At 68.4% G+C, this 26,161-nt stretch carries 34 protein-coding genes and 1 pseudogene; all 35 read right to left on the bottom strand.

Annotated elements, in window-relative coordinates; genetic code table 11:
* Positions 1-538: 538 nt before the first annotated feature.
* The 35 genes and pseudogenes from AB0M95_RS33080 to AB0M95_RS33250 all read right to left on the bottom strand — a co-directional run bounded on the left by AB0M95_RS33080 (position 539) and on the right by AB0M95_RS33250 (position 26,104).
* Positions 539-976 (bottom strand): DUF1707 domain-containing protein, encoded by a 438-nt coding sequence (locus AB0M95_RS33080; RefSeq protein ID WP_363773219.1) that lies wholly within the window; start codon positions 974-976, stop codon positions 539-541.
* Positions 977-1,033: 57 nt separating this feature from the next.
* Positions 1,034-1,876 carry a type I methionyl aminopeptidase gene (gene map, locus AB0M95_RS33085; protein ID WP_358524487.1) on the bottom strand — a complete coding sequence of 281 codons (843 nt, stop codon included), beginning with the start codon at positions 1,874-1,876 and terminating at the stop codon, positions 1,034-1,036.
* A 143-nt stretch (positions 1,877-2,019) separates the two neighbouring features.
* Entirely contained in the window at positions 2,020-2,673 is a 654-nt protein-coding gene (locus tag AB0M95_RS33090) for an adenylate kinase (RefSeq protein WP_358524489.1), read from the bottom strand.
* A complete protein-coding gene (gene secY, locus AB0M95_RS33095; protein WP_363773223.1) occupies positions 2,673-3,980 on the bottom strand; it encodes a preprotein translocase subunit SecY in 1,308 nt (435 codons plus the stop codon). Before secY ends, AB0M95_RS33090 begins: the two co-directional genes overlap by 1 nt.
* 168 nt (positions 3,981-4,148) lie before the next feature.
* Complete coding sequence (gene rplO, locus AB0M95_RS33100) at positions 4,149-4,622, bottom strand: 50S ribosomal protein L15 (protein ID WP_363773226.1); 474 nt, start codon at positions 4,620-4,622, stop codon at positions 4,149-4,151.
* A gap of 2 nt (positions 4,623-4,624) precedes the next feature.
* Complete coding sequence (gene rpmD / locus AB0M95_RS33105; protein WP_020542293.1) at positions 4,625-4,807, bottom strand: 50S ribosomal protein L30; 183 nt, start codon at positions 4,805-4,807, stop codon at positions 4,625-4,627.
* A 3-nt stretch (positions 4,808-4,810) separates the two neighbouring features.
* Complete coding sequence (rpsE, locus tag AB0M95_RS33110) at positions 4,811-5,443, bottom strand: 30S ribosomal protein S5 (RefSeq protein ID WP_114032746.1); 633 nt, start codon at positions 5,441-5,443, stop codon at positions 4,811-4,813.
* A gap of 79 nt (positions 5,444-5,522) precedes the next feature.
* Positions 5,523-5,903: a 50S ribosomal protein L18 gene (gene rplR / locus AB0M95_RS33115; protein ID WP_363773229.1), complete on the bottom strand. Its 381-nt coding sequence runs from the start codon at positions 5,901-5,903 to the stop codon at positions 5,523-5,525.
* A gap of 2 nt (positions 5,904-5,905) precedes the next feature.
* Positions 5,906-6,448: a 50S ribosomal protein L6 gene (gene rplF / locus AB0M95_RS33120; RefSeq protein WP_358524500.1), complete on the bottom strand. Its 543-nt coding sequence runs from the start codon at positions 6,446-6,448 to the stop codon at positions 5,906-5,908.
* An 18-nt stretch (positions 6,449-6,466) separates the two neighbouring features.
* A complete protein-coding gene (gene rpsH / locus AB0M95_RS33125; protein ID WP_189162753.1) occupies positions 6,467-6,865 on the bottom strand; it encodes a 30S ribosomal protein S8 in 399 nt (132 codons plus the stop codon).
* Between the two features lie 138 nt (positions 6,866-7,003).
* Positions 7,004-7,189: a type Z 30S ribosomal protein S14 gene (locus AB0M95_RS33130; RefSeq protein ID WP_114032742.1), complete on the bottom strand. Its 186-nt coding sequence runs from the start codon at positions 7,187-7,189 to the stop codon at positions 7,004-7,006.
* Between the two features lie 42 nt (positions 7,190-7,231).
* The gene (rplE, locus tag AB0M95_RS33135) at positions 7,232-7,807 is read right to left on the bottom strand and encodes a 50S ribosomal protein L5 (protein WP_358524503.1); all 576 of its coding nucleotides are present in this window, start codon (positions 7,805-7,807) and stop codon (positions 7,232-7,234) included.
* On the bottom strand, positions 7,807-8,121 hold the full coding sequence (gene rplX, locus AB0M95_RS33140) for a 50S ribosomal protein L24 (RefSeq protein WP_363773288.1): 315 nt from the start codon (positions 8,119-8,121) through the stop codon (positions 7,807-7,809). The genes rplE and rplX overlap by 1 nt, the downstream gene beginning before the upstream one ends.
* 9 nt (positions 8,122-8,130) lie before the next feature.
* A complete protein-coding gene (gene rplN / locus AB0M95_RS33145) occupies positions 8,131-8,499 on the bottom strand; it encodes a 50S ribosomal protein L14 (protein WP_114032739.1) in 369 nt (122 codons plus the stop codon).
* Between the two features lie 147 nt (positions 8,500-8,646).
* Complete coding sequence (rpsQ, locus tag AB0M95_RS33150) at positions 8,647-8,934, bottom strand: 30S ribosomal protein S17 (protein ID WP_114032738.1); 288 nt, start codon at positions 8,932-8,934, stop codon at positions 8,647-8,649.
* Complete coding sequence (rpmC, locus tag AB0M95_RS33155; protein ID WP_184608220.1) at positions 8,927-9,163, bottom strand: 50S ribosomal protein L29; 237 nt, start codon at positions 9,161-9,163, stop codon at positions 8,927-8,929. The genes rpsQ and rpmC overlap by 8 nt, the downstream gene beginning before the upstream one ends.
* Positions 9,163-9,582, bottom strand: a complete 420-nt coding sequence (gene rplP / locus AB0M95_RS33160) for a 50S ribosomal protein L16 (protein WP_114032737.1) — start codon at positions 9,580-9,582, stop codon at positions 9,163-9,165. Before rplP ends, rpmC begins: the two co-directional genes overlap by 1 nt.
* Positions 9,583-9,584: 2 nt before the next feature.
* Entirely contained in the window at positions 9,585-10,451 is an 867-nt protein-coding gene (gene rpsC / locus AB0M95_RS33165) for a 30S ribosomal protein S3 (protein WP_358524509.1), read from the bottom strand.
* Positions 10,451-10,819: a 50S ribosomal protein L22 gene (gene rplV, locus AB0M95_RS33170; RefSeq protein WP_358524511.1), complete on the bottom strand. Its 369-nt coding sequence runs from the start codon at positions 10,817-10,819 to the stop codon at positions 10,451-10,453. Before rplV ends, rpsC begins: the two co-directional genes overlap by 1 nt.
* A 27-nt stretch (positions 10,820-10,846) precedes the next feature.
* Positions 10,847-11,125, bottom strand: a complete 279-nt coding sequence (rpsS, locus tag AB0M95_RS33175) for a 30S ribosomal protein S19 (RefSeq protein ID WP_184608224.1) — start codon at positions 11,123-11,125, stop codon at positions 10,847-10,849.
* A gap of 11 nt (positions 11,126-11,136) precedes the next feature.
* Entirely contained in the window at positions 11,137-11,973 is an 837-nt protein-coding gene (gene rplB / locus AB0M95_RS33180) for a 50S ribosomal protein L2 (protein WP_214414915.1), read from the bottom strand.
* Between the two features lie 47 nt (positions 11,974-12,020).
* Complete coding sequence (rplW, locus tag AB0M95_RS33185) at positions 12,021-12,323, bottom strand: 50S ribosomal protein L23 (protein WP_363773238.1); 303 nt, start codon at positions 12,321-12,323, stop codon at positions 12,021-12,023.
* A complete protein-coding gene (rplD, locus tag AB0M95_RS33190; RefSeq protein ID WP_363773241.1) occupies positions 12,323-12,973 on the bottom strand; it encodes a 50S ribosomal protein L4 in 651 nt (216 codons plus the stop codon). Before rplD ends, rplW begins: the two co-directional genes overlap by 1 nt.
* Positions 12,970-13,623 carry a 50S ribosomal protein L3 gene (gene rplC, locus AB0M95_RS33195; RefSeq protein ID WP_363773244.1) on the bottom strand — a complete coding sequence of 218 codons (654 nt, stop codon included), beginning with the start codon at positions 13,621-13,623 and terminating at the stop codon, positions 12,970-12,972. Before rplC ends, rplD begins: the two co-directional genes overlap by 4 nt.
* Before the next feature lie 14 nt (positions 13,624-13,637).
* A complete protein-coding gene (gene rpsJ / locus AB0M95_RS33200) occupies positions 13,638-13,946 on the bottom strand; it encodes a 30S ribosomal protein S10 (RefSeq protein ID WP_012887830.1) in 309 nt (102 codons plus the stop codon).
* Between the two features lie 269 nt (positions 13,947-14,215).
* The gene (gene tuf / locus AB0M95_RS33205; protein ID WP_114032729.1) at positions 14,216-15,409 is read right to left on the bottom strand and encodes an elongation factor Tu; all 1,194 of its coding nucleotides are present in this window, start codon (positions 15,407-15,409) and stop codon (positions 14,216-14,218) included.
* A 175-nt stretch (positions 15,410-15,584) separates the two neighbouring features.
* Positions 15,585-17,684, bottom strand: a complete 2,100-nt coding sequence (gene fusA, locus AB0M95_RS33210; RefSeq protein ID WP_363773248.1) for an elongation factor G — start codon at positions 17,682-17,684, stop codon at positions 15,585-15,587.
* Between the two features lie 39 nt (positions 17,685-17,723).
* Entirely contained in the window at positions 17,724-18,194 is a 471-nt protein-coding gene (rpsG, locus tag AB0M95_RS33215; protein ID WP_358524527.1) for a 30S ribosomal protein S7, read from the bottom strand.
* Between the two features lies 1 nt (position 18,195).
* On the bottom strand, positions 18,196-18,570 hold the full coding sequence (gene rpsL / locus AB0M95_RS33220; protein ID WP_358524530.1) for a 30S ribosomal protein S12: 375 nt from the start codon (positions 18,568-18,570) through the stop codon (positions 18,196-18,198).
* 547 nt (positions 18,571-19,117) lie between these two features.
* Complete coding sequence (locus AB0M95_RS33225) at positions 19,118-20,182, bottom strand: dihydrolipoamide acetyltransferase family protein (RefSeq protein ID WP_363773290.1); 1,065 nt, start codon at positions 20,180-20,182, stop codon at positions 19,118-19,120.
* A pseudogene (locus AB0M95_RS33230) lies at positions 20,165-21,142 on the bottom strand (alpha-ketoacid dehydrogenase subunit beta); the annotation flags it as partial. The gene AB0M95_RS33225 and the pseudogene AB0M95_RS33230, both read right to left, overlap by 18 nt.
* A complete protein-coding gene (locus AB0M95_RS33235; RefSeq protein WP_363773255.1) occupies positions 21,127-22,278 on the bottom strand; it encodes a thiamine pyrophosphate-dependent dehydrogenase E1 component subunit alpha in 1,152 nt (383 codons plus the stop codon). The pseudogene AB0M95_RS33230 and the gene AB0M95_RS33235, both read right to left, overlap by 16 nt.
* A complete protein-coding gene (locus AB0M95_RS33240) occupies positions 22,275-23,441 on the bottom strand; it encodes an ornithine cyclodeaminase family protein (protein ID WP_363773258.1) in 1,167 nt (388 codons plus the stop codon). The genes AB0M95_RS33235 and AB0M95_RS33240 overlap by 4 nt, the downstream gene beginning before the upstream one ends.
* Positions 23,426-24,874 (bottom strand): enoyl-CoA hydratase/isomerase family protein, encoded by a 1,449-nt coding sequence (locus AB0M95_RS33245; RefSeq protein ID WP_363773261.1) that lies wholly within the window; start codon positions 24,872-24,874, stop codon positions 23,426-23,428. The genes AB0M95_RS33240 and AB0M95_RS33245 overlap by 16 nt, the downstream gene beginning before the upstream one ends.
* A 27-nt stretch (positions 24,875-24,901) precedes the next feature.
* Positions 24,902-26,104, bottom strand: a complete 1,203-nt coding sequence (locus AB0M95_RS33250; RefSeq protein WP_358524542.1) for a cytochrome P450 — start codon at positions 26,102-26,104, stop codon at positions 24,902-24,904.
* Positions 26,105-26,161 lie beyond the last annotated feature (57 nt).

The following is a 26,161-nucleotide window of genomic DNA, read 5'->3' on the forward strand; positions in this document are numbered from 1 at the left end:
CTTACCGGGTCTCCACAGGCTTTCGAACCCGAGGGCTCCGTTCCCGCCCATCCGGCGGTACCTGACGCGAGCAGGCTAACAGACGCCGATCCGCCTTGGCGGCGGATCGGCTTTCCCTGCCCCGCTACGCGGGAGAGCCCGCATCACCCCTGGCCCGAAGGCCGGAGCACTACGGACGAATCCGGTAGCGCTTGTAGAAGTGCCAGCCCTCGTCGTCGTGGTAGTAGAAGTCGGCCCAGCCGTACTCGCGGTCACGGTCGAACAGGTCGAGTGGCGGCCTGGGCGGCGGTGCCGGTGGCGGCGAGTCCTGCGGCCAGCGAACCGGCGAGGGCGGTGCCGACGACCAGGTTGCGAATCTTTCGCACGGTGTTCCTCCTGATTGCGAGCCGCCCTCGGGATGAGGACGGTTTCCCCGTGCCGGCCGAGCTTTCGGTGCCGCTCGTTCCGGACATCGCTCACGTTAGGAAGATCTGACCGCGCGTTCCGCGTACGAATACACACTCGGGGCCGAACGTGCACTACTGCACGGAAGCGGATATCAGCCCTTACTGCCGCGGTTCTTTGGGTTGCTGCCGAATATGGTGCTGACCAGCAGAATCGCGCCCCAGGGCCCGGCGACCCACATCGGCCAGAAATATCCGCCGAAGTCAGACATGGCCCAGATGACCGTACACACCGCCACCGCCCCGGCCCAGGTCGCCCACGCCGCCTTGAGCCCCTTCTGAGCCTCGGTGGGCCCCTGGACGGCGCCTGGAGCGGGCGCGGGGACGGGGACGGGCCGCGCCTGCAGGTCGATGTCCGGCAGGTCGGCCGTCAGCTTCTGGAGATCGCCGTACGTCCTGCCCTGGTAGACGAGCTCCAGGCGCTCCTGGAACTCCTCCATGGTGAGCCGGCCCTGGGCGCAGTGCTCGCGGAGCGTGGCCGCGATCCTGTCCCTGTCGCCGTCGGACGCCCTCATGTCCGGTGTCGCCGCCATCGATCCCTCAACTTCCGCGCTGACGTCCGCCGCGGGGGCGCGGCGGGTCAAAGGGACTCAACGCCCTGTCTCTCCGCCGGCCACGGCCTGCCCACCCAGCAGTTCGCTGAGCCGTGCCTTCCCCCCATCAAGGGCGGTAAGCACCCAAGGACCATTATCGGTCACGGCGACGCTGTGCTCGAAGTGCGCGGACGCCTTTCCGTCGATCGTCACGACGGTCCAGTCGTCGCCGAGCACGCGGGTGCGGTCGGTGCCGAGGTTGAGCATCGGCTCGACCGCGAAGCACATGCCCGGCTCGAAGCGCGGGCCCTTGCCCGGCCTGCCGTGGTTGGCCACCCACGGCTCCATGTGCATCTCGGTGCCGATGCCGTGCCCGCCGTACTCCTGGGGGATGCCGTAGCGGCCCTGAGAACGAACGTAACGCTCTACCTCGTGCCCGATGTCGGAAAGGTGCCGCCCCACGGTCAGAGCGGCGACACCGCGCCACATGGCCTCTTCCGTGACCCGCATCAGCTCGGTGAGGGCGGGGTCCACCTCGCCGACGCTCACGGTGATCGCCGAGTCGCCGTGCCACCCGTCCAGGATCGCCCCGCAGTCGATGGAGATGATGTCGCCCTCGCGCAGCGCGCGCCGGGCGGTCGGGATGCCGTGGACCACCTCGTCGTTGACCGACGCGCAGATGGTGGCGGGAAACCCCTGATAGCCCTTGAAGGACGGGATCGCCCCCTCGTCGCGGATGGCCTTCTCGGCGATCGCGTCGAGGTCTAGCGGCGTGATCCCGGGTCGCACGGATTCCCGCAGGAGCTCGAGCGTCCGCCCGACGACGAGGCCGGCGGCCCGCATCTTCTCCACCTGCTCCGGCGTCTTGATCTGGATTCCGTGCTTGTTCTTCTTGAACACTTACTGGCACCCCCTGGGGTGATTCAACGGACGGCGCGGCGGCCCGATTCCCCCGATTGTCCCCCAACATGCCGAACGCCACCCCTGGAAAAATCCCCAGAAGTGGCGTTGGCACCGAATCGGATGTGTTCGGCGGTATTACGTCATTCCGCGAAGCGGCGAAGCTCTGCCATCGCGCGCTGAGTGATCTCCTCGACCGGCCCGGTGGCGTCCACGCCGCGCAGGATGCCCTCGTCGGCGTAGAACCTGATCAGCGGAGCGGTCTGGTCCTGGTAGACCTCCAGCCGGTGGCGGATGGTCTCTTCCCGGTCGTCGTCCCGCTGGAACAGATCGCCGCCGCACGCGTCGCAGACCCCCTCGTTACTGGGAGGGTCGAACACGACGTGCCACACCTTGCCGCAGGAACGGCACGTGCGCCGCCCCGCCAGGCGCCGCACGACCTCCTCCTCGTCGACGACGAGCTCCAGCACGACGTCGAGCGAGGTGTCGAACTCGGCCAGCATCTTGTTGAGGATCTGGGCCTGTGGCACGTTGCGCGGGAAGCCGTCCAGCAGGAAGCCCACCTGCGCGTCCGGCTCCGAGAGGCGGTCTCGGACCATGGCGACGGTCACCTCGTCGGGTACGAGGTCGCCGCGGTCCATGTACTCCTTGGCAAGCTTGCCGAGTTCCGTACCGCCCGACACGTTGGCACGGAAGATGTCCCCTGTCGAGATCTTCGGGATGGACAGGTTCGATGCGATGAACTGGGCCTGTGTCCCCTTGCCCGCTCCGGGGGGCCCGACCAGGACGACGCGCACTACTTGAGGAAGCCCTCGTAGTTCCGCTGCTGCAGCTGGCTCTCGATCTGCTTCACGGTGTCCAGCCCAACACCAACCATGATCAGAATGCTCGTGCCTCCGAACGGGAAGTTCTGGCTCGCTCCTGCCACCGCCAGTGCGATGATCGGCACCATGGAGATCAGGCCCAGATACAGCGAACCGGGAGCGGTCAGGCGCGTGAGTACGTAGCTCAGGTACTCAGCGGTCGGCCGTCCCGGGCGGATGCCCGGGATGAATCCACCGTACTTCTTCATGTTGTCGGCCACTTCAACGGGGTTGAAGGTGATGGACACGTAGAAGTAGGTGAAGAAGATGATCAGCACGAAGAACGTGAGCATGTAGACCGGGTGGTCGCCGCGCACGAAGTTCTGCGCCAGCCACTGGACCACCGCGTTCGGCTCCGCGCTGTTGCCGAACAGCGACACCACGAGCTGCGGGAGATAGAGCAGCGAGGAGGCGAAGATGACCGGGATGATGCCGGCCTGGTTCACCTTCAGAGGGATGTAGGTCGAGGTCCCGCCGTACATGCGCCGGCCCACCATGCGCTTGGCGTACTGCACCGGGATGCGCCGCTGCGCCTGCTCGACGAAGACGACCGCCGCGATCATGAACACCCCGACGACCATCACCACGACGAAGGTGAAGGCGTTCTGGCGGAAGATGTTCAGGAGCTCCGACGGGAAGACCGCGATGACCTGGGTGAAGATCAGGATGGACATGCCGTTGCCGACGCCCCGGTCGGTGACGAGCTCGCCCAGCCACATGATCACGGAGGTGCCCGCCGTCATCACGACCACCATCGTGACGATGGTGAAGACGTCGTTGTTGACCAGTAGCGGCTGACGGCAGTTGGGGAAGAGCTGCCCGGTACGCGCCAGCGCGATGAAGGCGGTCGACTGCAGGACCGCGAGGCCGATGGTGAGGTAACGCGTGTACTGTGTGATCTTGGTGGTGCCGGCCTGGCCTTCCTTCTTCAGAGCCTCGAGCCGCGGGATCACCACCGTCAGCAGTTGGAGGATGATGCTGGACGTGATGTACGGCATGATGCCCAGCGCGAACACTGAAAGTTTCAGCAGCGCGCCGCCGCTGAACAGCTGCACCATTCCGTAGATGTTGGCGGCGTCTCCGGCCTGCGCCTCCTTGAGACACTGCTGCACGTTGATCGTGTTGACGCCCGGCGTCGGCAGGACCGACCCGAGCCGGAACAACACGATGATGCCCAGCGTGAAGAGAAGCTTGTTGCGCAGGTCGGGCGTACGGAACGCCCGGCTAATCGCGGTCAGCACGGTCCCTCCTGCGCGCCTGTACGGCGGTATCGGTCAGCGAAGGTCTGCGGGTGATCCATCGGCACATCTCTGATCAACGAGCCCTGGACACCGTTTGTCCAGCGCACTCTAACGCACTACGGGCGCGGCGGCTCTCTCCGAGCCCCCGCGCCTCGTATTGCCTGCCTACTACAGCTCGGTGACGGAGCCACCGGCCGCAGCGATCTTCTCCTTCGCGGAGGCGGAGAACGCATGCGCACTCAGGTTCAACGCCACCGTGATCTCGCCGGTTCCCAGGATCTTGACCAGCTGGTTCTTGCGGACGGCGCCGCGCTCGACCAGCGTCTCCACGGTGACGTCGCCGCCCTCGGGGAAGAGCTCGCCCAGCCTGTCCAGGTTGACGACCTGGTAGGTCGTCTTGAACAGGGCGTTGGAGAAGCCCTTCCGCTTGGGCAGGCGCCGCTGGAGCGGAACCTGGCCACCCTCGAAGCCGTAGGGCACCGTCGTACGGGACTTGGTGCCCTTGGTGCCACGACCGGAGGTCTTGCCCTTGGACGCCTCGCCGCGACCCTTGCGGATCTTGGCCTTGTTGGCGCCGGGAGCCGGACGCAGGTGGTGGACGCGCAGCGGCGTGCCGCCGCCGGTGTTCTCAGCGTTAGCCATGACTAGTCGACCTCTTCCACCTCGACGAGGTGCGTCACCACGGCGACCATGCCCCGGATCTCCGGGCGGTCCTCCTTGACGACGACGTCGCCGATTCGCTTCAGGCCCAGCGAGCGCAGAGAGTCACGCTGGTTCTGCTTGCCACCGATCTTGGATCGGACCTGGGTGATCTTCAGACGAGCCATGGGCTAGCTCACCGCCTTCGCCGCGGCCGCGGCCTCGGCGATGCCCTCGGCGCGGGCCTTGAGCATGCGCACAGGGGCGACGTGCTCGATCGGCAGCCCACGACGCGCGGCGATCTCCTCGGGCCTGCTGAGGCCCTTCAGCGCCGCGACGGTGGCGTGGACGATGTTGATCGGGTTGTCCGAGCCGAGCGACTTGGACAGCACGTCGTGGATGCCGGCGCACTCCAGGACGGCGCGCACGGGGCCACCCGCGATGACACCGGTACCGGGCGAGGCCGGGCGCAGCAGGACGACGCCCGCGGCGTCCTCACCCTGCACGGTGTGCGGGATGGTGCCCTGGATGCGCGGCACCTTGAAGAAGTGCTTCTTGGCCTCCTCGACGCCCTTGGCGATCGCCGCGGGCACCTCCTTGGCCTTGCCGTACCCGACGCCGACCAGGCCGTTGCCGTCGCCGACGACGACCAGGGCGGTGAAGCTGAAGCGCCGGCCGCCCTTGACGACCTTGGCGACCCGGTTGATCTTTACGACGCGCTCGATGTACGAGACGCCCTTCTCGGCAGCGCCGCCGCGGCGATCGTCGCGACGGTCACGCCGCTCACCACCGCCGCCGGCACCGCGACGCGGAGCTGCAGCCATCAGTGGTTCCTCTCCTCGTTGCTCTTGATTGCGATCCTGGCCGGTTCCGATCCTCGGACACAGTGGCGTTCCTCGGACATCAGAACTCCAGCCCGCCTTCTCGGGCGCTGTCCGCGAGGGCCGCGATGCGGCCCGCGTAGCGGTTGCCACCGCGGTCGAACACGACAGCGGTGATCCCGGCGGCCTTGGCCCGCTGAGCGACGAGCTCGCCGACCTTCTTCGCCTTGTCCGTCTTGGTGCCCTCGGACGTACGCAGCGAGACGTCCAGGGTGGAGGCGCTCGCCAGCGTGTGGCCCGCGGTGTCGTCCACGATCTGGACGAAAATGTGGCGCGCTGAGCGGTTGATGACCAGGCGCGGACGGGCCGGAGAGCCGACGACCTTCTTGCGGACGCGACGGTGACGGCGCGAGCGCGACAGCGCACGGGCGGCCGTGTGCTTGGCAACCTTGGTGAAGGCCATGACTACTTACCAGCCTTTCCGACCTTGCGGCGGATGACTTCGCCCTGGTACCGCACGCCCTTGCCCTTGTAGGGGTCGGGCTTGCGCAGCTTGCGGATGTTCGCGGCGACCTCGCCGACCTTCTGCTTGTCGATGCCGTCCACGTGGAACAGGGTCGGCCGCTCGACGCGGAAGGAGACGCCCTCGGGGGCGTCGACGATCACCGGGTGGCTGAAGCCCAGCGAGAACTCCAACTGCGTCGGGCCCTTGGCCTGGACGCGGTAACCGACGCCGACGATCTCCAGCGTCTTGCTGTAGCCCTTGGTCACGCCGTCCACCATGTTGGAGATCAGCGTCCGGGACAGCCCGTGGAGCGCGCGTACCTTGTTCTCATCGTTCGGACGGGTGACGGTGATGTTGCCGTCATCCGCACGGGCGACGTCGATCGGCTCGGCGATCGTGTGCGAGAGCGTGCCCTTCGGCCCCTTGACCGTGACATCCCGGCCGTCGATGGTGATGTCCACACCATTCGGTACGGGGATGGGCAGCCGTCCAATTCGCGACATGCTGGATTCCTCCCCTCGTTACCAAACGTAGGCGAGGACTTCCCCGCCCACACCACGCTTGCCGGCCTGCTTGTCGGTCATGAGGCCACCGGACGTCGAGATGATCGCGACGCCGAGACCGCCCAGGACCTTGGGCAGGTTGTCCTTCTTTGCATAGACCCGCAGACCGGGCTTGGAAACCCGGCGCAGGCCCGCGATTGACCGTTCACGCGTGGGCCCGAACTTGAGCTCCACCACGAGGTTCTTTCCAACCTTGGCGTCCTCGACGGTCCAAGCCTGGATGTAACCCTCCTGCTGGAGGATCTCGGCGATGTGCGCCTTGATCTTCGAGTACGGCATGGCCACGGTGTCGTGGTATGCCGAGTTCGCGTTACGCAGACGCGTCAGCATGTCTGCGATCGGGTCGGTCATCGTCATGGCCGGTGGCCCTCCTCACCGCGGTTTCCCGAGAGGGACCTACGGTGTGGTCGTGGGCGCCTCGATCGGCGCCCGGTTGATATGACTTTGAAATGAGCCGGTACGGCGCGGGCCCCCTGGAGGAGGCCCGCACGCGGGCTACCAGCTCGACTTGGTGATGCCGGGCAGTTCGCCCCGGTGCGCCATCTCGCGGAAGCAGACGCGGCAGAGGCCGAACTTGCGGTAGACGGCGCGGGGCCGGCCACAACGCGAACAACGAGTGTACGCGCGGACACCGAACTTCGGCTTGCGCTCGGCCTTGGCGATCAGAGACTTCTTGGCCATTGCTCAGGCCTCCTTGTTGCGATCCACAGCCATCGTGACTGCCTACGCTTCCTTGAAGGGAAAGCCGAGAAGCTTGAGCAGCGCCCGGCCCTGGTCGTCGTTCGTGGCGGTGGTCACGACCGTGATGTCCATGCCCCGCTGGCGGTCGACCCTGTCGGGGTCCACCTCGTGGAACATGACCTGCTCGGTCAGCCCGAAGGTGTAGTTCCCGTTGCCGTCGAACTGCTTGGGCGAGAGGCCGCGGAAGTCCCGGATACGCGGAAGCGCGAGGGAGAGCAGCCGGTCGAGGAACTCCCACATGCGGTCGCCGCGCAGCGTCACGTGCGCGCCGATCGGCATGCCCTCACGCAGCTTGAACTGCGCGATGGACTTGCGGGCGTGGGCGACCGCCGGCTTCTGGCCGGTGATGGCCGTGAGGTCGCGGACCGCGCCCTCGATGAGCTTGGAGTCCCGGGCCGCCTCGCCGACGCCCATGTTCACCTTGATCTTGGTGAGCTTGGGGATCTGCATGACGTTCTCGATGCCGAACTGCTCGCGCAGCTTCTCCGCGATCTCCTCGCGGTACCGCTGCTTGAGGCGCGGCACGGGGCGCTCGGTCTCAGTGGTGGTGGCGGTCATCAGTTGTCCTCACCCGATTCGCCGGCCTCGGCGGCCTTCTTCGCGGGCTTGTCGTCCTTCTTCGCCTCGTCCTTCTTGGCCTCATCCTTGAGCTTCTTCACGTTGCTCACGTGGATGGGGGCCTCCAGGATCTGCACGCCGCCTTCCTTGGCGCCGCGCGGTCCCTGGTGGGTGACCTTGGAGTGCTTCTTGACCAGGTTCACGCCCTCGACGACCACGCGGTCCTCGGTCGGAATGGCGCGGATCACGCGGCCCTTGGCACCCTTGTCCTTACCGGCGATGACCTGGACGAGGTCACCCTTCTTCACATGCAGCTTCGGCATCTACAACACCTCCGGCGCGAGCGAGATGATGCGCATGAACTTCTTCTCGCGCAGCTCGCGACCCACCGGACCGAAGATACGCGTGCCCCGAGGGTCACCGCTGTCCTTGATGATGACCGCGGCGTTCTCGTCGAAGCGGATGTAGGAGCCGTCGGGGCGGCGGCGCTCCTTACTGGTGCGCACCACGACAGCCTTGACCACATCACCCTTTTTGACACCCGCGGCGGGAAGGGCGTCCTTCACCGTCGCGACGATGATGTCGCCGATACCCGCGTAGCGCCGACCCGAGCCACCGAGCACGCGGATGCACAAAAGCTCCTTGGCACCCGTGTTGTCGGCGACCTTGAGTCGCGACTCCTGCTGGATCACGTCAACTCCCGTGTGTCACGCCGGTTCTCATTCTCTGAGCCTGGCGGAACTAGATTCGGTCTTTACACCCCCGGCGGCGGCCCTGCCGGCTCCGAGGGGGGACGCCACACGGGAGACCCCCTTCCGGGGGGCCTCCCGCACGGCGACTTACTTGGCCCGCTCGAGGATCTCCACGACCCGCCACCGCTTGGTGGCGGACAGCGGCCGGGTCTCCATCAGGAGGACGCGGTCGCCGACGCCGCAGGAGTTCTGCTCGTCGTGAGCCTTGTACTTGGTCGTACGGCGGATGACCTTGCCGTACAGCGGGTGCTTGACGCGGTCCTCAACGGCGACGACGACGGTCTTGTCCATCTTGTCGCTGACGACCAGACCCTCGCGGGTCTTGCGGTAGTTCCGCGCCTGTGCGGTCTCGGTGGTCTCAGTTGTCTCAGCCATCGCTCGGCTCCTTCTCGACCGTGATGATGCCGAGCTCCCGCTCGCGCATCACGGTGTAGATACGGGCGATCTCGCGGCGGACGGCGCGGAGCCGCCCATGGCTCTCCAACTGACCGGTCGCCGCCTGGAAGCGGAGGTTGAACAGCTCCTCCTTGGCTTCCTTCAGCTTCTGGACCAGCTCTTCCTGGTCAGAAGTCCGCAGCTCACCGGCGGTCAGGCCCTTAGCCATCACGCCTCACCCACTTCACGCTTGACGAACCGGCACTTCATAGGGAGCTTGTGCATCGCGCGGCGCAGGGCCTCGCGGGCGACCGGCTCGGTGACGCCGGAAAGCTCGAACATGACGCGGCCGGGCTTGACGTTGGCGATCCACCACTCCGGCGAACCCTTACCGGAACCCATGCGGGTCTCGGCCGGCTTCTTGGTCAGAGGGCGGTCCGGGTAGATGTTGATCCACACCTTGCCGCCACGGCGGATGTGCCGGGTCATGGCGATACGAGCGGCCTCGATCTGGCGGTTGGTCACGTAGTGGTGCTCAAGCGCCTGGATGCCGTACTCGCCGAACACGACCCTGGTGCCGCCCTTGGCGGCGCCGCTGCGGTCGGGCCGGTGCTGCTTACGGTGCTTGACCCTGCGCGGGATCAGCATGGTCAGCTCCCCTCAGCACCCGGCTGCTCCGCCGGGCCGGTCTCGGGCGCCCCAGCGGGCGCGGTGTTCTCGGTCCTGGCTCCACTGGCTCCGCCACGACCGCCGCCACGAGGCGCGCCGCCGTCACGTCCACCACGACCGCCGCCGCCCGCGCCGCCACGACCGCGCTGCGGCCGGTCGGTGCGGTCACGACGCTGGCCGCCGGCGCGCGCACCGGCGGCGGCCGCCTCGCGCTCGGCGCGGCTGGTCGGGGCCTCGCCCTTGTAGATCCACACCTTCACGCCGATACGGCCGAAGGTGGTGCGGGCCTCGTAGAAGCCGTAGTCGATGTCCGCGCGGAGGGTGTGCAGCGGCACGCGGCCCTCGCGGTAGAACTCCGAGCGCGACATCTCGGCGCCGCCGAGACGGCCGGAGCACTGGACACGGATGCCCTTGGCGCCGCTCTTCATCGCCGACTGCATGGCCTTGCGCATCGCCCGCCGGAAGGAGACCCGGCTGGAGAGCTGCTCGGCCACGCCCTGGGCGACGAGCTGGGCGTCGACCTCGGGGTTCTTGACCTCGAGGATGTTGAGCTGGACCTGCTTCTTGGTCAGCTTCTCGAGGTCGCCACGGATGCGGTCCGCCTCGGCGCCGCGGCGGCCGATGACGATGCCCGGCCGGGCGGTGTGGATGTCGACCTGGACGCGGTCGGTGGTGCGCTCGATCTCGACCTTGGAGATGCCGGCGCGCTCCATGCCCTTCTGCAGCATGCGGCGGATCGACACGTCCTCGGCGACGTACGACTTGTACAGCTTGTCGGCGTACCACCGGCTCTTGAAGTCGGTCGTGATGCCGAGCCGGAACCCGTGCGGGTTAACCTTCTGGCCCACTAGCGGGTCCTTCCCTTCGGCTTGCCCTGGCGCTCGGGCCGGGACTCGACGATCACAGTGATGTGGCTCGTCCGCTTGTTGATCCGATAGGCACGGCCCTGGGCACGGGGGCGGAACCGCTTGAGCGTCGGGCCCTCGTCGACCCACGCGCGGCTCACGACCAGAGTGTCGCGCTCGAGCTTGAAGTTGTGCTCGGCGTTCGCCATCGCGCTCGACAGCACCTTGTAGATCGGCTCGCTCGCCGCCTGAGGGGCGAACTGCAGCACGGCCTGCGCCTCCGAAGCGGGCAGCCCGCGAATGAGGTCCACCACACGGCGGGCCTTCTGGGGCGTGACGCGGACGAACCGCGCCTGAGCCCTGGCTTCCATCGCTTACTCCTCGTTTCTGAAAGGCGCTTACCGCCGGCTACGCCGGTCTTCCTTGACGTGGCTGCGGAAGGTCCGCGTCGGCGCGAACTCGCCCAGCTTGTGGCCGATCATCGACTCGGTGACGAAGACCGGGACGTGCTTGCGCCCGTCGTGGACGGCGATCGTGTGGCCGAGCATGTCGGGCACGATCATGGAGCGCCGCGACCACGTCTTGATGACGTTCTTGGTGCCCTTTTCGTTCTGCGTGTCCACCTTCTTCATCAGGTGGTCATCGACGAAGGGGCCCTTCTTAAGGCTACGTGGCATTTAGGCTGCTCCTACCGCTTCTTCCTCTTGCTCCGCCGACGGATGATCAGTCGGTCGCTGGCCTTGTTGGCCTGACGGGTACGGCCCTCGGGCTTGCCCTTGGGGTTCACCGGGTGGCGACCGCCGGAGGTCTTGCCCTCACCACCACCGTGCGGGTGGTCGACCGGGTTCATGGCGACACCGCGGACGGTCGGGCGCTTGCCCTTCCAGCGGTTACGACCGGCCTTGCCGATGTTGATGTTGGCCTGCTCGGCGTTGCCGACCTGGCCGACCGAGGCGCGGCAGCGCACGTCCACCTGGCGCATTTCGCCGGAGGGCATACGCAGCGTGGCGTACTGCCCCTCCTTGGCCAGGAGCTGGATCTGCGCGCCGGCGGACCGGCCGAGCTTCGCGCCGCCACCGGGCTTCAGCTCCACGGCGTGGATGAAGGTACCGGTCGGGATGTTGCGCAGCGGCAGGCAGTTGCCCGGCTTGATGTCGGCCGCGGGGCCGTTCTCGATGCGGTCGCCCTGCTTGATGCCCGTGGGAGCGAGGATGTAGCGCTTCTCGCCGTCCGCGTAGTGCAGGAGCGCGATGCGCGAGGTCCGGTTCGGGTCGTACTCGATGTGAGCGACCTTCGCCGGGATGCCGTCCTTGTCATGGCGCCGGAAGTCGATGATCCGGTAGGCGCGCTTGTGCCCGCCGCCCTGGTGACGCGCGGTCACACGGCCGTGGACGTTACGGCCACCCTTGCTGTGCAGGGGAGCAAGCAGCGACTTCTCCGGCGTGCTGCGCGTGATCTCGGCGAAGTCCGAGACGCTCGCGCCGCGACGACCCGGAGTCGTCGGCTTGTATTTACGGATGCCCATCTTTTTCGTTCATCCCTCGTCGGTGTTGCGTGGCAATGCGGTGGTGATCAGCTGATCTGACCGAAGATGTCGATCCGGTCGCCTTCCACCAGGCTCACGATCGCCCGCTTGGTGCTGGGGCGCTGGCCGTAGCCGAACCTCGTGCGCTTGCGCTTGCCCTGCCTGTTGATCGTGTTCACGCTCGTGACCTTGACGCCGAAGATCTGCTCGATCGCGATCTTGACCTGGGTCTTGTTGGCCGTCTTGCGCACCAGGAACGTGTACTTGTTGTGCTCATCGATCAGGCCGTAGCTCTTCTCGGAGACGATCGGCTTGATGATGATGTCGCGCGGGTCGGCGATCTTCTGCATCAGGCGTCTTCCTTCCCGCTGCTGCCCAGCCGCTCCACGACCTGGTCGTAGGCCTCACGGGTGAAGACCAGGTCGTCGTAGCAGAGCACGTCATAGGTGTTGAGCTGGCCCGCGTCCAGGAGGTGGACCTCCGGGGCGTTGCGCAGGCTCAGCCAGGTGAACTCGTCACCCTCGTCGACCACGACGAGGACGCTGCGAGCCTTGGTGATGGTGCGCAGGGCCGCGAGCGCCGCCTTGGTCTTCGGGGTCTCCCCCGTGACCAGGCTGTCGACGATGTGAATCCGGCCACCGACCGCGCGGTCGCTGAGGGCTCCGCGAAGCGCCGCGGCCTTCATCTTCTTGGGCGTCCGCTGCGAGTAGTCGCGCGGCTGGGGACCGTGGACGGTGCCACCGCCGGTGAACTGCGGCGCGCGGGTCGAGCCCTGGCGGGCGCGGCCGGTGCCCTTCTGCCGGTACGGCTTCTTGCCGCCACCGCTGACATTGCCGCGGGTCTTCGTCTTGTGGGTGCCCTGCCGGCGCGCGGCCAGCTGGGCGACGACGACCTGGTGGATCAGCGGGATGTTGACCTTGGCCCCGAAGATGTCCTCGGGCAGGTCGACGCTTCCGGTCTTCGCGCCGGCCGCGTCGAGGATGTCAATGGTCGTGCTCACTTGGCAGCCCCCTTCTTGGCGGCGGTGCGAATGAGGACCAGGCTGCCGTTGGCGCCGGGGACGGCGCCCTTGAGCAGGATGAGGCCCTTTTCGGCGTCGATGGCGTGAACCTTGAGGTTCTGGACCGTGGTGCGGGTGTTGCCCATGCGGCCGGCCATGCGCAGGCCCTTGAAGACGCGGCCCGGGGTGGCGCAGCCACCGATGGAGCCGGGCGAGCGGTGCTTGCGCTGGGTACCGTGCGAGGAGCCCAGACCGCGGAAGCCGTGACGCTTCATGACACCCGCGAAGCCCTTGCCCTTGCTCTTGCCCGTGACGTCCACGAACTGGCCGGCCTCGAAGGTGTCGGCCAGGACCTCCTGGCCGAGGGTGTACTCGGAGGCGTCGCTGGTGCGGACCTCGACGAAGTAGCGGCGCGGGGTGATGTCGTGCTTGCGCAGGTAGTCACCCAGGGGCTTGTTGACCTTGCGCGGGTCGACCTGCCCGTAGCCGAGCTGAACAGCCGAGTAGCCGTCCTTTTCTTCACTGCGGACGCGGGTCACCACGCACGGACCGGCCTCGACGACGGTCACCGGGACCATCCGGTTGCCCTCGTCGAAGACCTGGGTCATGCCGAGCTTCTTGCCCAGGACGCCCTTGATCTGCTTAGCCATGTCAGTGCGTTCCCTCAGAGCTTGATCGAGATGTCGACGCCGGCCGGGAGGTCGAGGCGCATGAGCGAGTCGACCGTCTTCGGCGTCGGATCGATGATGTCAATCAGCCGCTTGTGCGTGCGCATTTCGAAGTGCTCACGGCTGTCCTTGTACTTGTGCGGCGAGCGGATGACGCAGTACACGTTCTTCTCGGTCGGCAACGGCACCGGGCCCGCGACCTTCGCGCCAGTCCGCGTCACCGTCTCGACGATCTTCTTGGCCGAGCTGTCGATGACCTCGTGGTCATAGGCCTTAAGCCGGATGCGGATCTTCTGTCCCGCCATAGTGGCCTCGGTGTCCTTCGCTGTCGTCCTGCAAAAGTTTCGTGCGGCCTTGTGCCGCTGTCAGGTGTCCCGGCCTGGGTGCCGCTGACCCGTCTCATACTTCCGTGATCTTGCAGTCGACTCGGTCCTGGGACCGAGACGGCTGCGAGATCACGGGCCTGGGTCGGGCTCGAAGCCTCGCCGGGGCTCGGGGGCCGACGTTCTCGGCCCCGTCGTGGTGCGGCGGTCGGACCCGGATTTCCGGCTCCGACCGCCGACCCGCGGTCGTGCTACTTGATGATCTTGGTGACGCGGCCCGCACCGACGGTGCGGCCACCCTCGCGGATGGCGAACTTGAGACCGTCCTCCATCGCGATGGGCTGGATGAGCTGGACGGTCATCTCGGTGTTGTCACCGGGCATGACCATCTCGGTGCCCTCGGGCAGGGTCACGACGCCCGTCACGTCCGTGGTACGGAAGTAGAACTGCGGGCGGTAGTTGTTGAAGAACGGCGTGTGGCGACCGCCCTCGTCCTTGGACAGGATGTAGACCTGAGCCTCGAACTCGGTGTGCGGGGTCGTCGTGCCCGGCTTGATGATGCACTGGCCGCGCTCGACGTCCTCGCGCTTGATACCGCGCAGGAGCAGACCGACGTTGTCACCGGCCCGGCCCTCGTCAAGGAGCTTGCGGAACATCTCGACACCGGTGACGGTGGTCGTGGTGCTCTTGTCCTTGATGCCGATGATGTCGACGGTCTCGTTGACCTTGACGATGCCGCGCTCGATACGGCCGGTCACGACGGTGCCGCGGCCGGTGATCGAGAACACGTCCTCGATCGGCATCAGGAACGGCTTCTCGGTGTCACGAACGGGCTCGGGGACGTTCTCGTCCACGGCGTTCATGAGCTCGATGATCGAGTCGCCCCACTTCTCGTCGCCCTCGAGCGCCTTCAGCGCCGAGACGCGCACGACCGGCAGGTCGTCGCCCGGGAACTCCTGGGCGGACAGCAGCTCGCGGACCTCGAGCTCGACGAGCTCCAGGATCTCCTCGTCGTCCACCATGTCGGCCTTGTTCAGGGCGACGACGATGTAGGGGACGCCGACCTGGCGGGCCAGGAGGACGTGCTCCTTCGTCTGCGGCATCGGGCCGTCGGTGGCGGCGACCACGAGGATCGCGCCGTCCATCTGGGCGGCACCGGTGATCATGTTCTTGACGTAGTCGGCGTGACCCGGGCAGTCCACGTGAGCGTAGTGACGCTTCTCGGTCTGGTACTCGACGTGGGCGATGGAGATGGTGATGCCGCGGGCCTTCTCCTCCGGCGCCTTGTCGATCTTGTCGAACGGGGTCGCCTCATTGAGGTGAGGGAAACGGTCGTGAAGCACCTTGGTGATCGCCGCGGTCAGAGTGGTCTTGCCGTGGTCGATGTGCCCAATGGTGCCGATGTTCACGTGCGGCTTGGTCCGCTCGAACTTGGCCTTGGCCACTGCTCTGTCTCCTTAGAGATTCTGACGTGCCTTGCTACTCACTCGGGCTCGGAGCCCGATCCCCGGGCGGCGATCGCTCGCCACCCGAGTCGGTCGGGGTCTGGGACCTTCGCCCCGAGCCCCTCGGCCCGCGGGCGGCGATCGTCTCGCCGCCCCGGCCTGAAGGGCGTCGGAACTATTCGCCCCGAGCCTTCGCGACGATCTCCTTGGCGATGCCCGGAGGCACCTCCGCGTAGGAGCTGAACTGCATGCTGTAGACCGCCCGGCCCTGGGTCTTGCTTCGCAGGTCGCCCACGTAGCCGAACATCTCTGACAGCGGAACCAGAGCCTGGATGACCTTGGCCCCGGTCCGGTCTTCCATCGCCTGGATCTGCCCGCGGCGGCCGTTGAGGTCGCCGATGACGTCACCCATGTAGTCCTCGGGCGTGGTGACCTCGACGGCCATCATCGGCTCCAGGATTACGGCGTCCGCACGGCGCGCGGCCTCCTTGAAGGCCATCGAACCGGCGATCTTGAAAGCCATTTCGGACGAGTCGACCTCGTGGTAGGCACCGTCCTGCAGGGTGACCTTGACGCCCACCATCGGGTAGCCGGCCAGCACGCCGAACTCGGCGGCCTCCTGCGCCCCCGCGTCCACCGACGGGATGTACTCCCGGGGGATGCGGCCACCGCTGACCTTGTTGGAGAACTCGTAGCCGTCGTTGCCCTCGCCCAGCGGCTCCAGGTCGATGATCACGCGCGCGAACTGGCCGGAACCACCGGTCTGCTTCTTGTGCGTGTACTCGACCTTCTCCACCTTGCGGCGGATGGTCTCGCGGTAGGCGACCTGCGGGCGGCCGACGTTGGCCTCGACCTTGAACTCGCGGCGCATGCGGTCGACGAGGATCTCCAGGTGGAGCTCGCCCATGCCCCAGATGACCGTCTGCCCGGTCTCATCGTCCCGGCGGACCTGGAAGGAGGGGTCCTCCTCGGCCAGGCGCTGGATCGCGGTGCCGAGCTTGTCCTGGTCACCCTTGGTCTTGGGCTCGATCGCGACGTTGATGACCGGCGCCGGGAAGTTCATCGACTCCAGGACGACCTGGTGCGCGGGGTCGCTGAGGGTGTCACCGGTGGTGGTGTCCTTCAGGCCCATGACGGCGACGATCTGACCGGCGATGGCCGACGGGCGCTCCTCGCGCTTGTTGGCGTGCATCTGGTAGATCTTGCCGATGCGCTCCTTCTTGCCCTTGACGGAGTTCACCACAGAGGTGCCCGTCTCGAGCGTGCCGGAGTAGATCCGGATGAAGGTGAGCTTGCCCAGGTGCTGGTCGCTCATGATCTTGAAGGCCAGAGCGGAGAACGGCTCGTTCGGGTCCGCGTGGCGCTCGATGACCTGCTCCTCGTTCCCGACCGCGTGCCCCTGGAGTCCGGGGATGTCGGTCGGGGCCGGGAGGTAGGCCACGATCGCGTCGAGCAGGGGCTGGACGCCCTTGTTCTTGAACGCGGTGCCGCACAGGACCGGGTTGAGCGCGCTGGAGAGCGTGGCGCGGCGAATGGCGGCCATGAGCTGCTCCTCGGACGGCTCGACGCCCTCCAGGTAGAGCTCCATGAGCTCGTCGTCGTTCTCGGCGACGGTCTCGATGAGCCTGTCGCGCCACTCGCGGGCGACCTCGGCGTGGTCGGCCGGGATGTCGACGGTGTCGTACATCTCGCCCTTGGCCGCCTCGGCGCTCCAGAGCAGGCCCTTCATCTTCACCAGGTCGATGATGCCCTTGAAGTCGGCCTCGACGCCCCACGGAAGCTGGATGACCAGCGGGGTGGCGCCAAGACGCGACACGATCATGTCCACGCAGCGGTGGAACTCGGCGCCGACGCGGTCCATCTTGTTGACGAAGCAGATGCGCGGAACGCCATAGCGGTCGGCCTGACGCCACACCGTCTCCGACTGGGGCTCGACGCCGGCGACGGCGTCGAACACGGCCACAGCACCGTCGAGAACGCGGAGCGAGCGCTCGACCTCGACGGTGAAGTCGACGTGGCCAGGGGTGTCGATGATGTTGATCGTGTGGTCAAGCCAAGTACAGGTGGTCGCGGCGGAGGTGATGGTGATGCCGCGCTCCTGCTCCTGCTCCATCCAGTCCATCGTGGCAGCGCCCTCGTGGACTTCACCGATCTTGTAGTTGATACCGGTGTAGAACAGGATGCGCTCGGTCGTGGTGGTCTTGCCCGCGTCAATATGGGCCATGATCCCGATGTTGCGGACCCTGGCCAGGTCAAGAGCGGTCGATGTGGCCACTTCTCTCGCGTCCTCGTCGTCTCGTCGTCGCCGCCGGGATTACCAGCGGTAGTGGGCGAAGGCCTTGTTGGACTCGGCCATCTTGTGCGTGTCCTCGCGCCGCTTCACGCTGGCACCGAGGCCGTTGCTCGCGTCGAGCAACTCGTTCATGAGGCGCTCGGTCATGGTCTTCTCGCGGCGGGCGCGGGAGTACTGCACCAGCCAGCGCAGCGCCAGCGTGGTGCTGCGCGCCGCGCGCACCTCCACCGGCACCTGGTAGGTCGCGCCACCGACACGGCGGCTGCGAACCTCGAGGGTGGGCTTGACGTTGTCGAGCGCCCGCTTGAGGGTGACGACCGGGTCGTTGCCCGACTTGTCCTTGCAGCCCTCGAGGGCGTCGTAGACGATCTTCTGAGCCAGAGACCGCTTGCCGCTCAGCAGCACCTTGTTGATCAGCGCGGTGACCAGCGGCGAGTTGAACACCGGGTCTGCGACAAGCTGTCGGCGCCCAGCGGGACCCTTGCGCGGCATCTCAGCTCTTCTCCCTCTTCGAGCCGTAACGGCTACGGGCCTGCTTACGGTTGCGGACACCCTGGGTGTCCAGCGCACCGCGGATGATCTTGTAACGCACACCCGGCAGGTCCTTCACACGACCGCCGCGCACGAGCACGATCGAGTGCTCCTGGAGGTTGTGGCCCACACCGGGAATGTAGGCGGTGACCTCGATGCCGCTGCTGAGGCGGACACGCGCGACCTTACGGAGCGCCGAGTTCGGCTTCTTGGGGGTCGTGGTGTAGACGCGCACGCAGTTACCCCGAAGCTGCGGGCTTCCCTTGAGTGCAGGAGTCTTGGTCTTACTGACCTTGTCCTGGCGGCCCTTGCGGACCAACTGCTGAATCGTGGGCACCGCGTCTCCGTTCATGCTTGGCCGGTGATTCGAAAAGTCATACGTTTCGCAGGCACTGCCGGTGTCATGACCTGCTGGTTTTGCTCCGGCTCCGACCCACGCGCTCGGGCGTGTCGCGCCCGGCTCACAACAATGCCTCTGATGCGGCCGAGCTTGTGGAGGAAGCCGACGGTGCCCCCCGAACGGGGACACCAGCGAGTGCCCACGAGACCGCAGGCACGACGACCAAGGCTACCCAGCCCGCCGTGGCTCGTCAAAACGACGGCCCCGCATGTTCCGTCCCGGCGCCGCGTGGACCCCGGACACCGGAGGCTGGGCGGGGCAGACCCCCTGTGACGCGCGGGACCCGCACCCTAGATCTTCGTGCCCACCTGCGCGAACCAGGCGGCGGACCCCTATGGGCCTCGCGGGCCGGAAATCAATGACCCCGGCCTAGGCAATCCTTAAGACTAGCACGGGAGATCAGGCCAGTCCACGAGAACGGCGCATGAGGACGGCGGGGCGCCCCGCCGTCCTCATGTACGTTCACGTACCAGGTATTCGCCGGTCACCACCCGCTCGCGGAAACGTCGAACGCGGGTGGCAGGCCCCCCTCCACCAGGTCCGCGACGTGCCGCAGGAAGCCGCCGGCGACGTCGCCGTCGCACACCCGATGGTCGAAGGTCAGCGAGAGCTGGGCGATCGCTCGCGGGCGCACCTCGCCGGCGACCACCCAGGGGCGCTCGATGACGCGTCCCATGCCGAGCATCGCGACCTCGGGGTGGTTGATGATCGGCGTGGAGCCGTCCACGCCGAACATTCCGTAGTTGTTGACGCTGAACGTGCCGCCGTTGGTCCGCACAGGGCGGCGTGCGCGGGCGGCGTCCACGACGCGCCGCACCTCGTCGGTCAGCTCGCCCGGCCCGAGGTCGTGGGCTCCGGGCAGCACGGGAACGACCAGGCCGTGCGCGGCTTGGACGACGAGGCCCAGGTGGACATCGGAGGACTCCACGATCTCCCGCCGCTCGGCGTCCACCCAGCCGTTGAGCGCGGGGAAGCGCCGCAGGCCGTCCAGGGCGAACCACGCGAGCAGCGCCAGCAGGCCGGGCCGGGCGGCGCGCCCGGCGCGGCGCCCCTCCAGCAGCCGGGTGGCGTCGGCGTCCACCCAGACGGTCACGTCGGGGATCTCGCGGCGGCTCGCCGTCACCTTCTCGGCCACCGCGCCGCGCGCGCCGCGCAGGGGGACGCGGCGAGTGGATGGTTCCACCGGCGCGGCGGAGGGTGGGGCGGCGACGTTCAGGGACGGCGGGGCCGGTTCGTCCTCCGGGCCGAGGGTGACCAGGGGTGAGCCGACGCCGATCGTGTCCCCTTCCTCGCCGTGCAGCCCGATGACCCGCCCGCGGTAGGGGCTCGGCAGTTCCACGACGCTCTTGGCGGTCTCGACCTCCACCACCGCCGCGTCCACATCGACCAGATCACCGGGCGCGACCAGCCAGCGGATGATCTCCGCCTCCACGAGCCCCTCGCCGAGGTCGGGCAGCAGGAACCGCCGGGCCGTGACCCGCTCGGAGACCGGCCGGGCGACGGCGACGGCCTCCGCGTGTTCCCTGTATTCCCGATGTTCCCCGTGCAGGTCGGCGAGGGCCGCGGTCACCCGTTCGACGGTGGGCAGGTGGAACCGTTCCAGCCGGGGCGGCGGGTAGGGCACGTCGAACCCGGTGACCCGGCGTACCGGGGCCTTGAGCCGCCCGAAGCACTGCTCACCGATCAACGCCGCCAGCTCGGCTCCTACCCCGCCGAACCCCGGGGCCTCGTGGACGATCAGCACGCGGCCGGTGCGGGCCGCGCTCTCGGCGATCGCGTCCTCGTCCAGCGGCACCAGCGTGCGCAGGTCGATCACCTCGACGTCCCAGCCGCGGGCGCTCCCCTGCTCGGCCGCGGCGAGCGCGGTGCTCACCATGGCCCCGTAGCAGATGATCGTCGCGGTGGTGCCCCTGCGGCGCACGGCGGCCCGGCCGAACACGGCGGGGGTGGCGGACACGGCGGCGGGCTCGGCCCAGTAGAGCTTCTTGGGCTCCAGGAAGATCACCGGGTCGTCGGAGGCGATACCGGCCCGCATCAGGGAGTACGCGTCGGCCGGACAGGAGGGCACGGCCACGTGCAGGCCGGGGGTGTGGACGTAGTACGCCTCGGAGGAGTCGCTGTGGTGCTCCACGGCGCCGATGCCGCCCCCGACCGGGATCCTGATCACCAGGGGCAGGCCCATCGCGCCTCGGGTACGGGAGCGCATCTTGGCGACGTGGCTGACGATCTGCTCGAACGCGGGGTAGGCGAACGCGTCGAACTGCAGCTCGACGACCGGCCGGTAGCCGTACATCGCCATGCCGACCGCCGTGCCGACGATTCCGGACTCCGCCAGCGGGGTGTCGAAACAGCGCTCCTCGCCGAACAGCTCGGACAGTCCCTCGGTGACCCGGAACACCCCGCCGAGCGGGCCGACGTCCTCACCGAAGACGACCACCCGGTCGTCCTCGGCCATGGCGTCGCGCAGGGCGGCGTTGATCGCGCGGGCGACCGTCATCTCGGCCGGCATTGCTCTCCGTTCCCGGGCGACGGCGGGTGGTCCGGCCTTCCCCCCGGTTCCGCCCCCAGCGCCGCGGCCTGGCGCCGCAGGCGGGGAGTCGGCGTGGAGTAGACGTGGGCGAACAGCTCGGCCAGCTCGGCGGGCTCGGCGGGGCCGTCCTCGGCCAGGCGGCGGCGCAGGTCGCCGGCGAGCCGTTCCGCCTCGCCGGCGATGTCGTCGTCGAGGGCGTCGTCGAGCAGGCCGCGACCGCGCAGGTGCGCCCGTAGCCGCTCGATGGGGTCGCGGCGGCGCCAGGGCTCCACCTCCTCCTCGCCGCGGTACCGGCTGGGGTCGTCGGAGTTGGTGTGCGGGCCGACCCGGTAGGTCAGCGCCTCGATCAGGCTCGGCCCCTCACCGGCGCGGGCCGCCTCCAGCGCCTCGGAGACGACCAGGGCGACGGCTACGGCGTCGTTGCCGTCGACGACGTGGGCGGACATGCCGTAGCCGATGGCCTTGTCGGCGAGCCGCTTCGCGGCGGTCTGCCGGGAAAGCGGGACGCTGATCGCGTACTGGTTGTTCTGCACCAGGAACACCACGGGCGAGCGGAACACGGCGGCGAAGTTGCACGCCTCGTGGAAGTCGCCCTCGCTGGTGGCGCCGTCGCCGATCAGGGCCAGCGCCACCGTGTCGTCGCCGCGCAGGCGCGCTCCGTGGGCGAGCCCGGCGGCGTGCACGGCCTGGGTGGCGAGCGGGGTGGTCTGGGGGGCGGTGCGGTGCAGGTAGGGGTCGTAGCCGCAGTGGTGGTCGCCGCGCATCAGGGTGAGGGCCTCCACCGGGTCGACGCCGCGGCTCATGACGGCGACGCAGTCCCGGTAGGTGGGGAAGAACCAGTCCCCGGGGCGCAGCGGCGCGACCGCGCCGACCTGGCACGCCTCCTGGCCGAGCGAGGATGGGTAGACGGCGAGCCTGCCCTGCTTGGCCAGCGCGGTGGCCTGCTGGTCAAGGCGGCGGCCCACCACCATGCGGCGGTAGAGGTCCAGGCACAGCTCAGCGGCGGGCGGGGCGACCCCGAGGCGGGCCGGCTCACCGGAGGGGCCGATCACGCGGCGGACGCGCGGATCGTCGCCGGCGAACAGGCCGACGTCGTTGACGGCCTGGGCGGTCATCCGGCGTCCTCCAGGGACGACTCCAGGGACGACGCGGTGCCTGCGGGTACGGCGCCGAGGGACGGGGCGAGGGCGTCCGGCGCGGCTTCGGGGGCACGCGTGCCGGGGGCTCCGGCGGGCGGGGAGTAGGGGTCGAGGGTGTCGGCGGGGTGGTACTCGACGCGCAGGGTCGAGCCGGCCCCCACCTCGTCGGCGGCCTCCAGCAGGACGTCCATCGCGAGGTGGTCCTCCAGGGCGAACCCCGTGGAGTCGAAGACGGTCAGACGGCCGCGGAGGCCGGTCGCCAGGTCGGGGGAGGCGCACAGCTCGGCGAGGCTCGGCCCGATGAGCTCGGCCGCCGAGGGCTCGTCCACGAGCTGCTGGCACTCCCCCTCGCGGTACGCCTGCTCAAGGTGGTCGGCGGTCACGAACGCCTTCAGGATCAGGGGCCTCGGCAGCTCGGTCTTGCCCACCAGGTCGGATCCCACGGCGTTGATGTGCAGGTGGGGACGGTAGGGCCCGGACGGCAGGACGGGGTCGCCGCCGACGGCCACCGAGGTCACCGTGCTGATCACGTCGGCGCGGGCCAGGATCACGCCGGGCGGGGCCACCTCGACGGGCAGGCCGAGGAACGCCACCCGCGACGCCAGGCTTTCCGCGTGGGCCGGGTCCACGTCCCACACCAGCACCTTTTCAAGGGGGAAGACCCGGGACAAGGCGTGGACCTGCGTGACGGCCTGGGCGCCCGCCCCGATCAGACCGAGCACCGAGCTCCGCGGGTCGGCCAGCAGGCGCGAGGCGACCGCGGAGGCGGCGCCGGTGCGCATGGCGGTGAGGACCACGCCGTCGGTGAGCGCCACCAGCCGGCCGGTCGCGCTGTCATAGCGGGCCAAGTTGCTCAAAATAGTAGGAAGGCCATAGCGCTGCGGGTTCATCGGGCTGTAGGAAACGGTCTTGATGGTGATGCTGTCGCCCGACACGTAGTGGGGCATCCACTCAAGGACGCCAGGTGTCGGATAATCCCGGTCGAAACCGCCACGCGGCGGGGATATCTCCCTTTTCTCCCGGCCGAGCTCGGCCAGGCCCTCGGCCAGCCGGTCGATGACCCGATCCATCAGATCGTGCCGCCCGATGGCCCGAACGATCCGTTCGATGTCGAACTGACTGATCAGTCGCGTTTCCATGATTCCCTCGCTCGCTCCGGAGTCTTCGTCCCACGGGGGTCGCTCTCACGCGACTCGCCAAGACCGGGCTCACGTGACCTCCCGACCCACTTCCGTTCCAGATTGACGATCAGCTCCGGGCTGTACAGCAGCCGTGACTGCTCCAGCGCGTAGCACGCCATGTACTCGCGGAACAGGGCGAGCGGCTCCTCGGCCATGCGCAGCATGCGCCGGTTGACGATCGCGGCGGGGCCACGCAGCCGTCTCGCCGCCTCCTCGATCGCCGTGTCCATCTCCGCCGGGGGGACCACCTCGTCGCACAGCAGGCGTCCCTCGGGTCCGTCCGCCTCGTACCTGCGGTCCCCGAAGATGACCTGCCGGGTCCGCCTGCTGCCCATCACGCGGTGCAGCCGGAAGTTCGCGGCGCCCGGGATGATGCCTTCCCGCATGGCCGGCAGGGTGAAGTAGGCGTCCTCGGCGGCCACCACCCAGTCCAGCACCAGCGTGATCTGGGTGCCGCCGCCGATGGCGAAGGTGTCGACGGCGCCGATCCATGGCTTCTCGTCGCCATAGGGACGGCCGGAGTCGGGACGCTCCAGGCCCCGGACGAGCTTGCTGATGTACCCGACCTCCCGGCGCAGCAGGAAGTCCAGGAAGCCGATCTTCCCCTGGTGGAGGTGGGTCAGGTTGATGCCGGCGTTGAACACCCGGCGGCCCGCGTACCGGGGGTGGGTCATGGTGCCGCCGCGCAGCGCGCCGACCTCGATGCCGTCGTCCAGCAGGGCCAGGTCGACGGCGCTCTCCAGATCTTCGACGACCGTGTCGTCCTCGGCGTTGAGGTAGCGCTCGTTGCGCACGGTGATGTAGCCGATGCCGTCGCGCCGTTCGAGGGTCGCGGTGGGGAACTCGGCCTTGCCGCTCCGGGCGAAGCCGGCGGCCAGCTCGACGGCCGCGCGGGTAGGCCGCAGCATGGCCCGCAGCAGGTGCTCGCCGGCCACGGGAGCGGCGAACAGCCCCCAGAAGAGGATCCCCTGGTCCAGTTCCCAGCCCTGCTTGTCCGCCTGGACGGCCTTGCGGTCGCCGGCGATCTGCTCGCGGGTGGGCGTCAGCCCCGGGTACCGCTCCGCGGCGGCGTAGGCCAGCTCGTCCAGGCGCGCGTACCGCCGGCGGCCGTCGGTCAGCTCGTCGTAGACGCCCTCGGCGTGCGCGGCCATGAACCGCGTCCGGGCCGCCCGGCACGCCCTGGTGACGGCGTCCCTGCGGCGGTCGGGCAGGGGGCGGGCGAGCAGGTCGCCGCCCGCCTCCAGGTGGGCCCGGACCCGGGCCCAGTCGCGCCGCACGTCCCCGGACATCTCGAGGGCGGAGTCGAGCACCCGGTCGGCCGGGCTCGGATGGTACGCGGGGGAAACGCGCGGCCGGTCGAGGGCCCGCCCGTCCGTTCCTGTGTGGGCCAACGTTCCTATCCTTTCTCTCGCGCCCGGTCAGGCGCGGCGAACCGAGAGGGACGTGCTTTTGATCCCGAGCACCCCGGGCGTGGTGTGGAAGACCGGGTCGACCAGCGAGATTTCGGCGTAGCGGGTGAACAGCAGGTCCAGGGCGACCTTCGCCTCGATGCGGCCGAGCAACGCGCCGAGGCAGTAGTGCACGCCGTGCCCCCAGCTCAGGTGGGCGTTCGGCGTCCGGTCCGCGTGGAAGGTGTCGGGATCATGGAACTGGTCCGGATCGCGGTTCGCCGACATGATCCACGCGACCACCGCCATGTTGGGGGCGATCGGCTGTCCCAGGAGGGTCGCACCCGGCTTGACCAGGCGGTGCGCCAGCATCACCGGCGGCCGGTAGCGCAGGACCTCCTCCACGGCCCGCGGGATGAGCGAGCGGTCGGCGCGCAGCGCGGCGTCCACGCCCGGCTCCTCCTGGAAGGTGTGCAATGCCGTGCCGAGCGTCACCGTGGAGCTGATCTGGCCGCCCATGAGAATGGCCGAGGCCATGCCGTAGGCCTCGGTGTCGCTCAGCCTGTCCCCGTCCACCTCGGCCGCCAGCAGGCGGCTGATCAGGTCGTCCCGCGGCTGCCGCCTGCGCCGGACCACCTGGTCGCGCATGTACTCCTCGAGGGCCCGCAGATTCTCCACGACGATGTCGGCCACCGTGACGTCCGACAGGTCCCCGATGGGGTTGTCGAACGAGTTGAACGCGTCCTCCATCCACTTGCGGAACATCGGCTGGTCCTCGAACGGCACGCCGAGCAACTCGGCGATCACCAGAGCCGGCAGCGGGTTGGCCAAGGTGTCCACCAGGTCGAACCGGTCCTGGCCCTCGACCGCGTCGAGCAGGTCCTCGGCGATCTTGCGGACTCGCGGCTCCAGCGCGGCGATCTCCTTCTGCGGGAACGCCTGGTTGACCAGGGTGCGCAGCCTGCGGTGCGCGGGCGGGTCCACGGTGCCGAGGTTGACGTACTCGGGCATGTCCTCCTGCGGCGGCGCGAAGGAACTCCAGTCGGAGGAGAAGTGGGCGTGGTCGTACATCACCCCCTTCACGTCGGCGTAGGTGAAGACGTGGTGGGCGCCGGTGCGCTCGTCCACCCAGACGGGGGACTGGTCTCGCATGCCTTTCAACCACGACGCCAGCTTGGCTCCGCCGTCCTCGGCACTCGGTATCTCGGCGCTGTCGAAGGTCAGGAACTGCATGCGCGGTGCTCCCCTCGTCGGGACTGCTCTGGCTCTGTACCGCGTCCGGTCATGAGT

This window comes from Sphaerisporangium sp. NPDC051017, from assembly GCF_040683095.1.
GTDB lineage: Bacteria > Actinomycetota > Actinomycetes > Streptosporangiales > Streptosporangiaceae > Sphaerisporangium.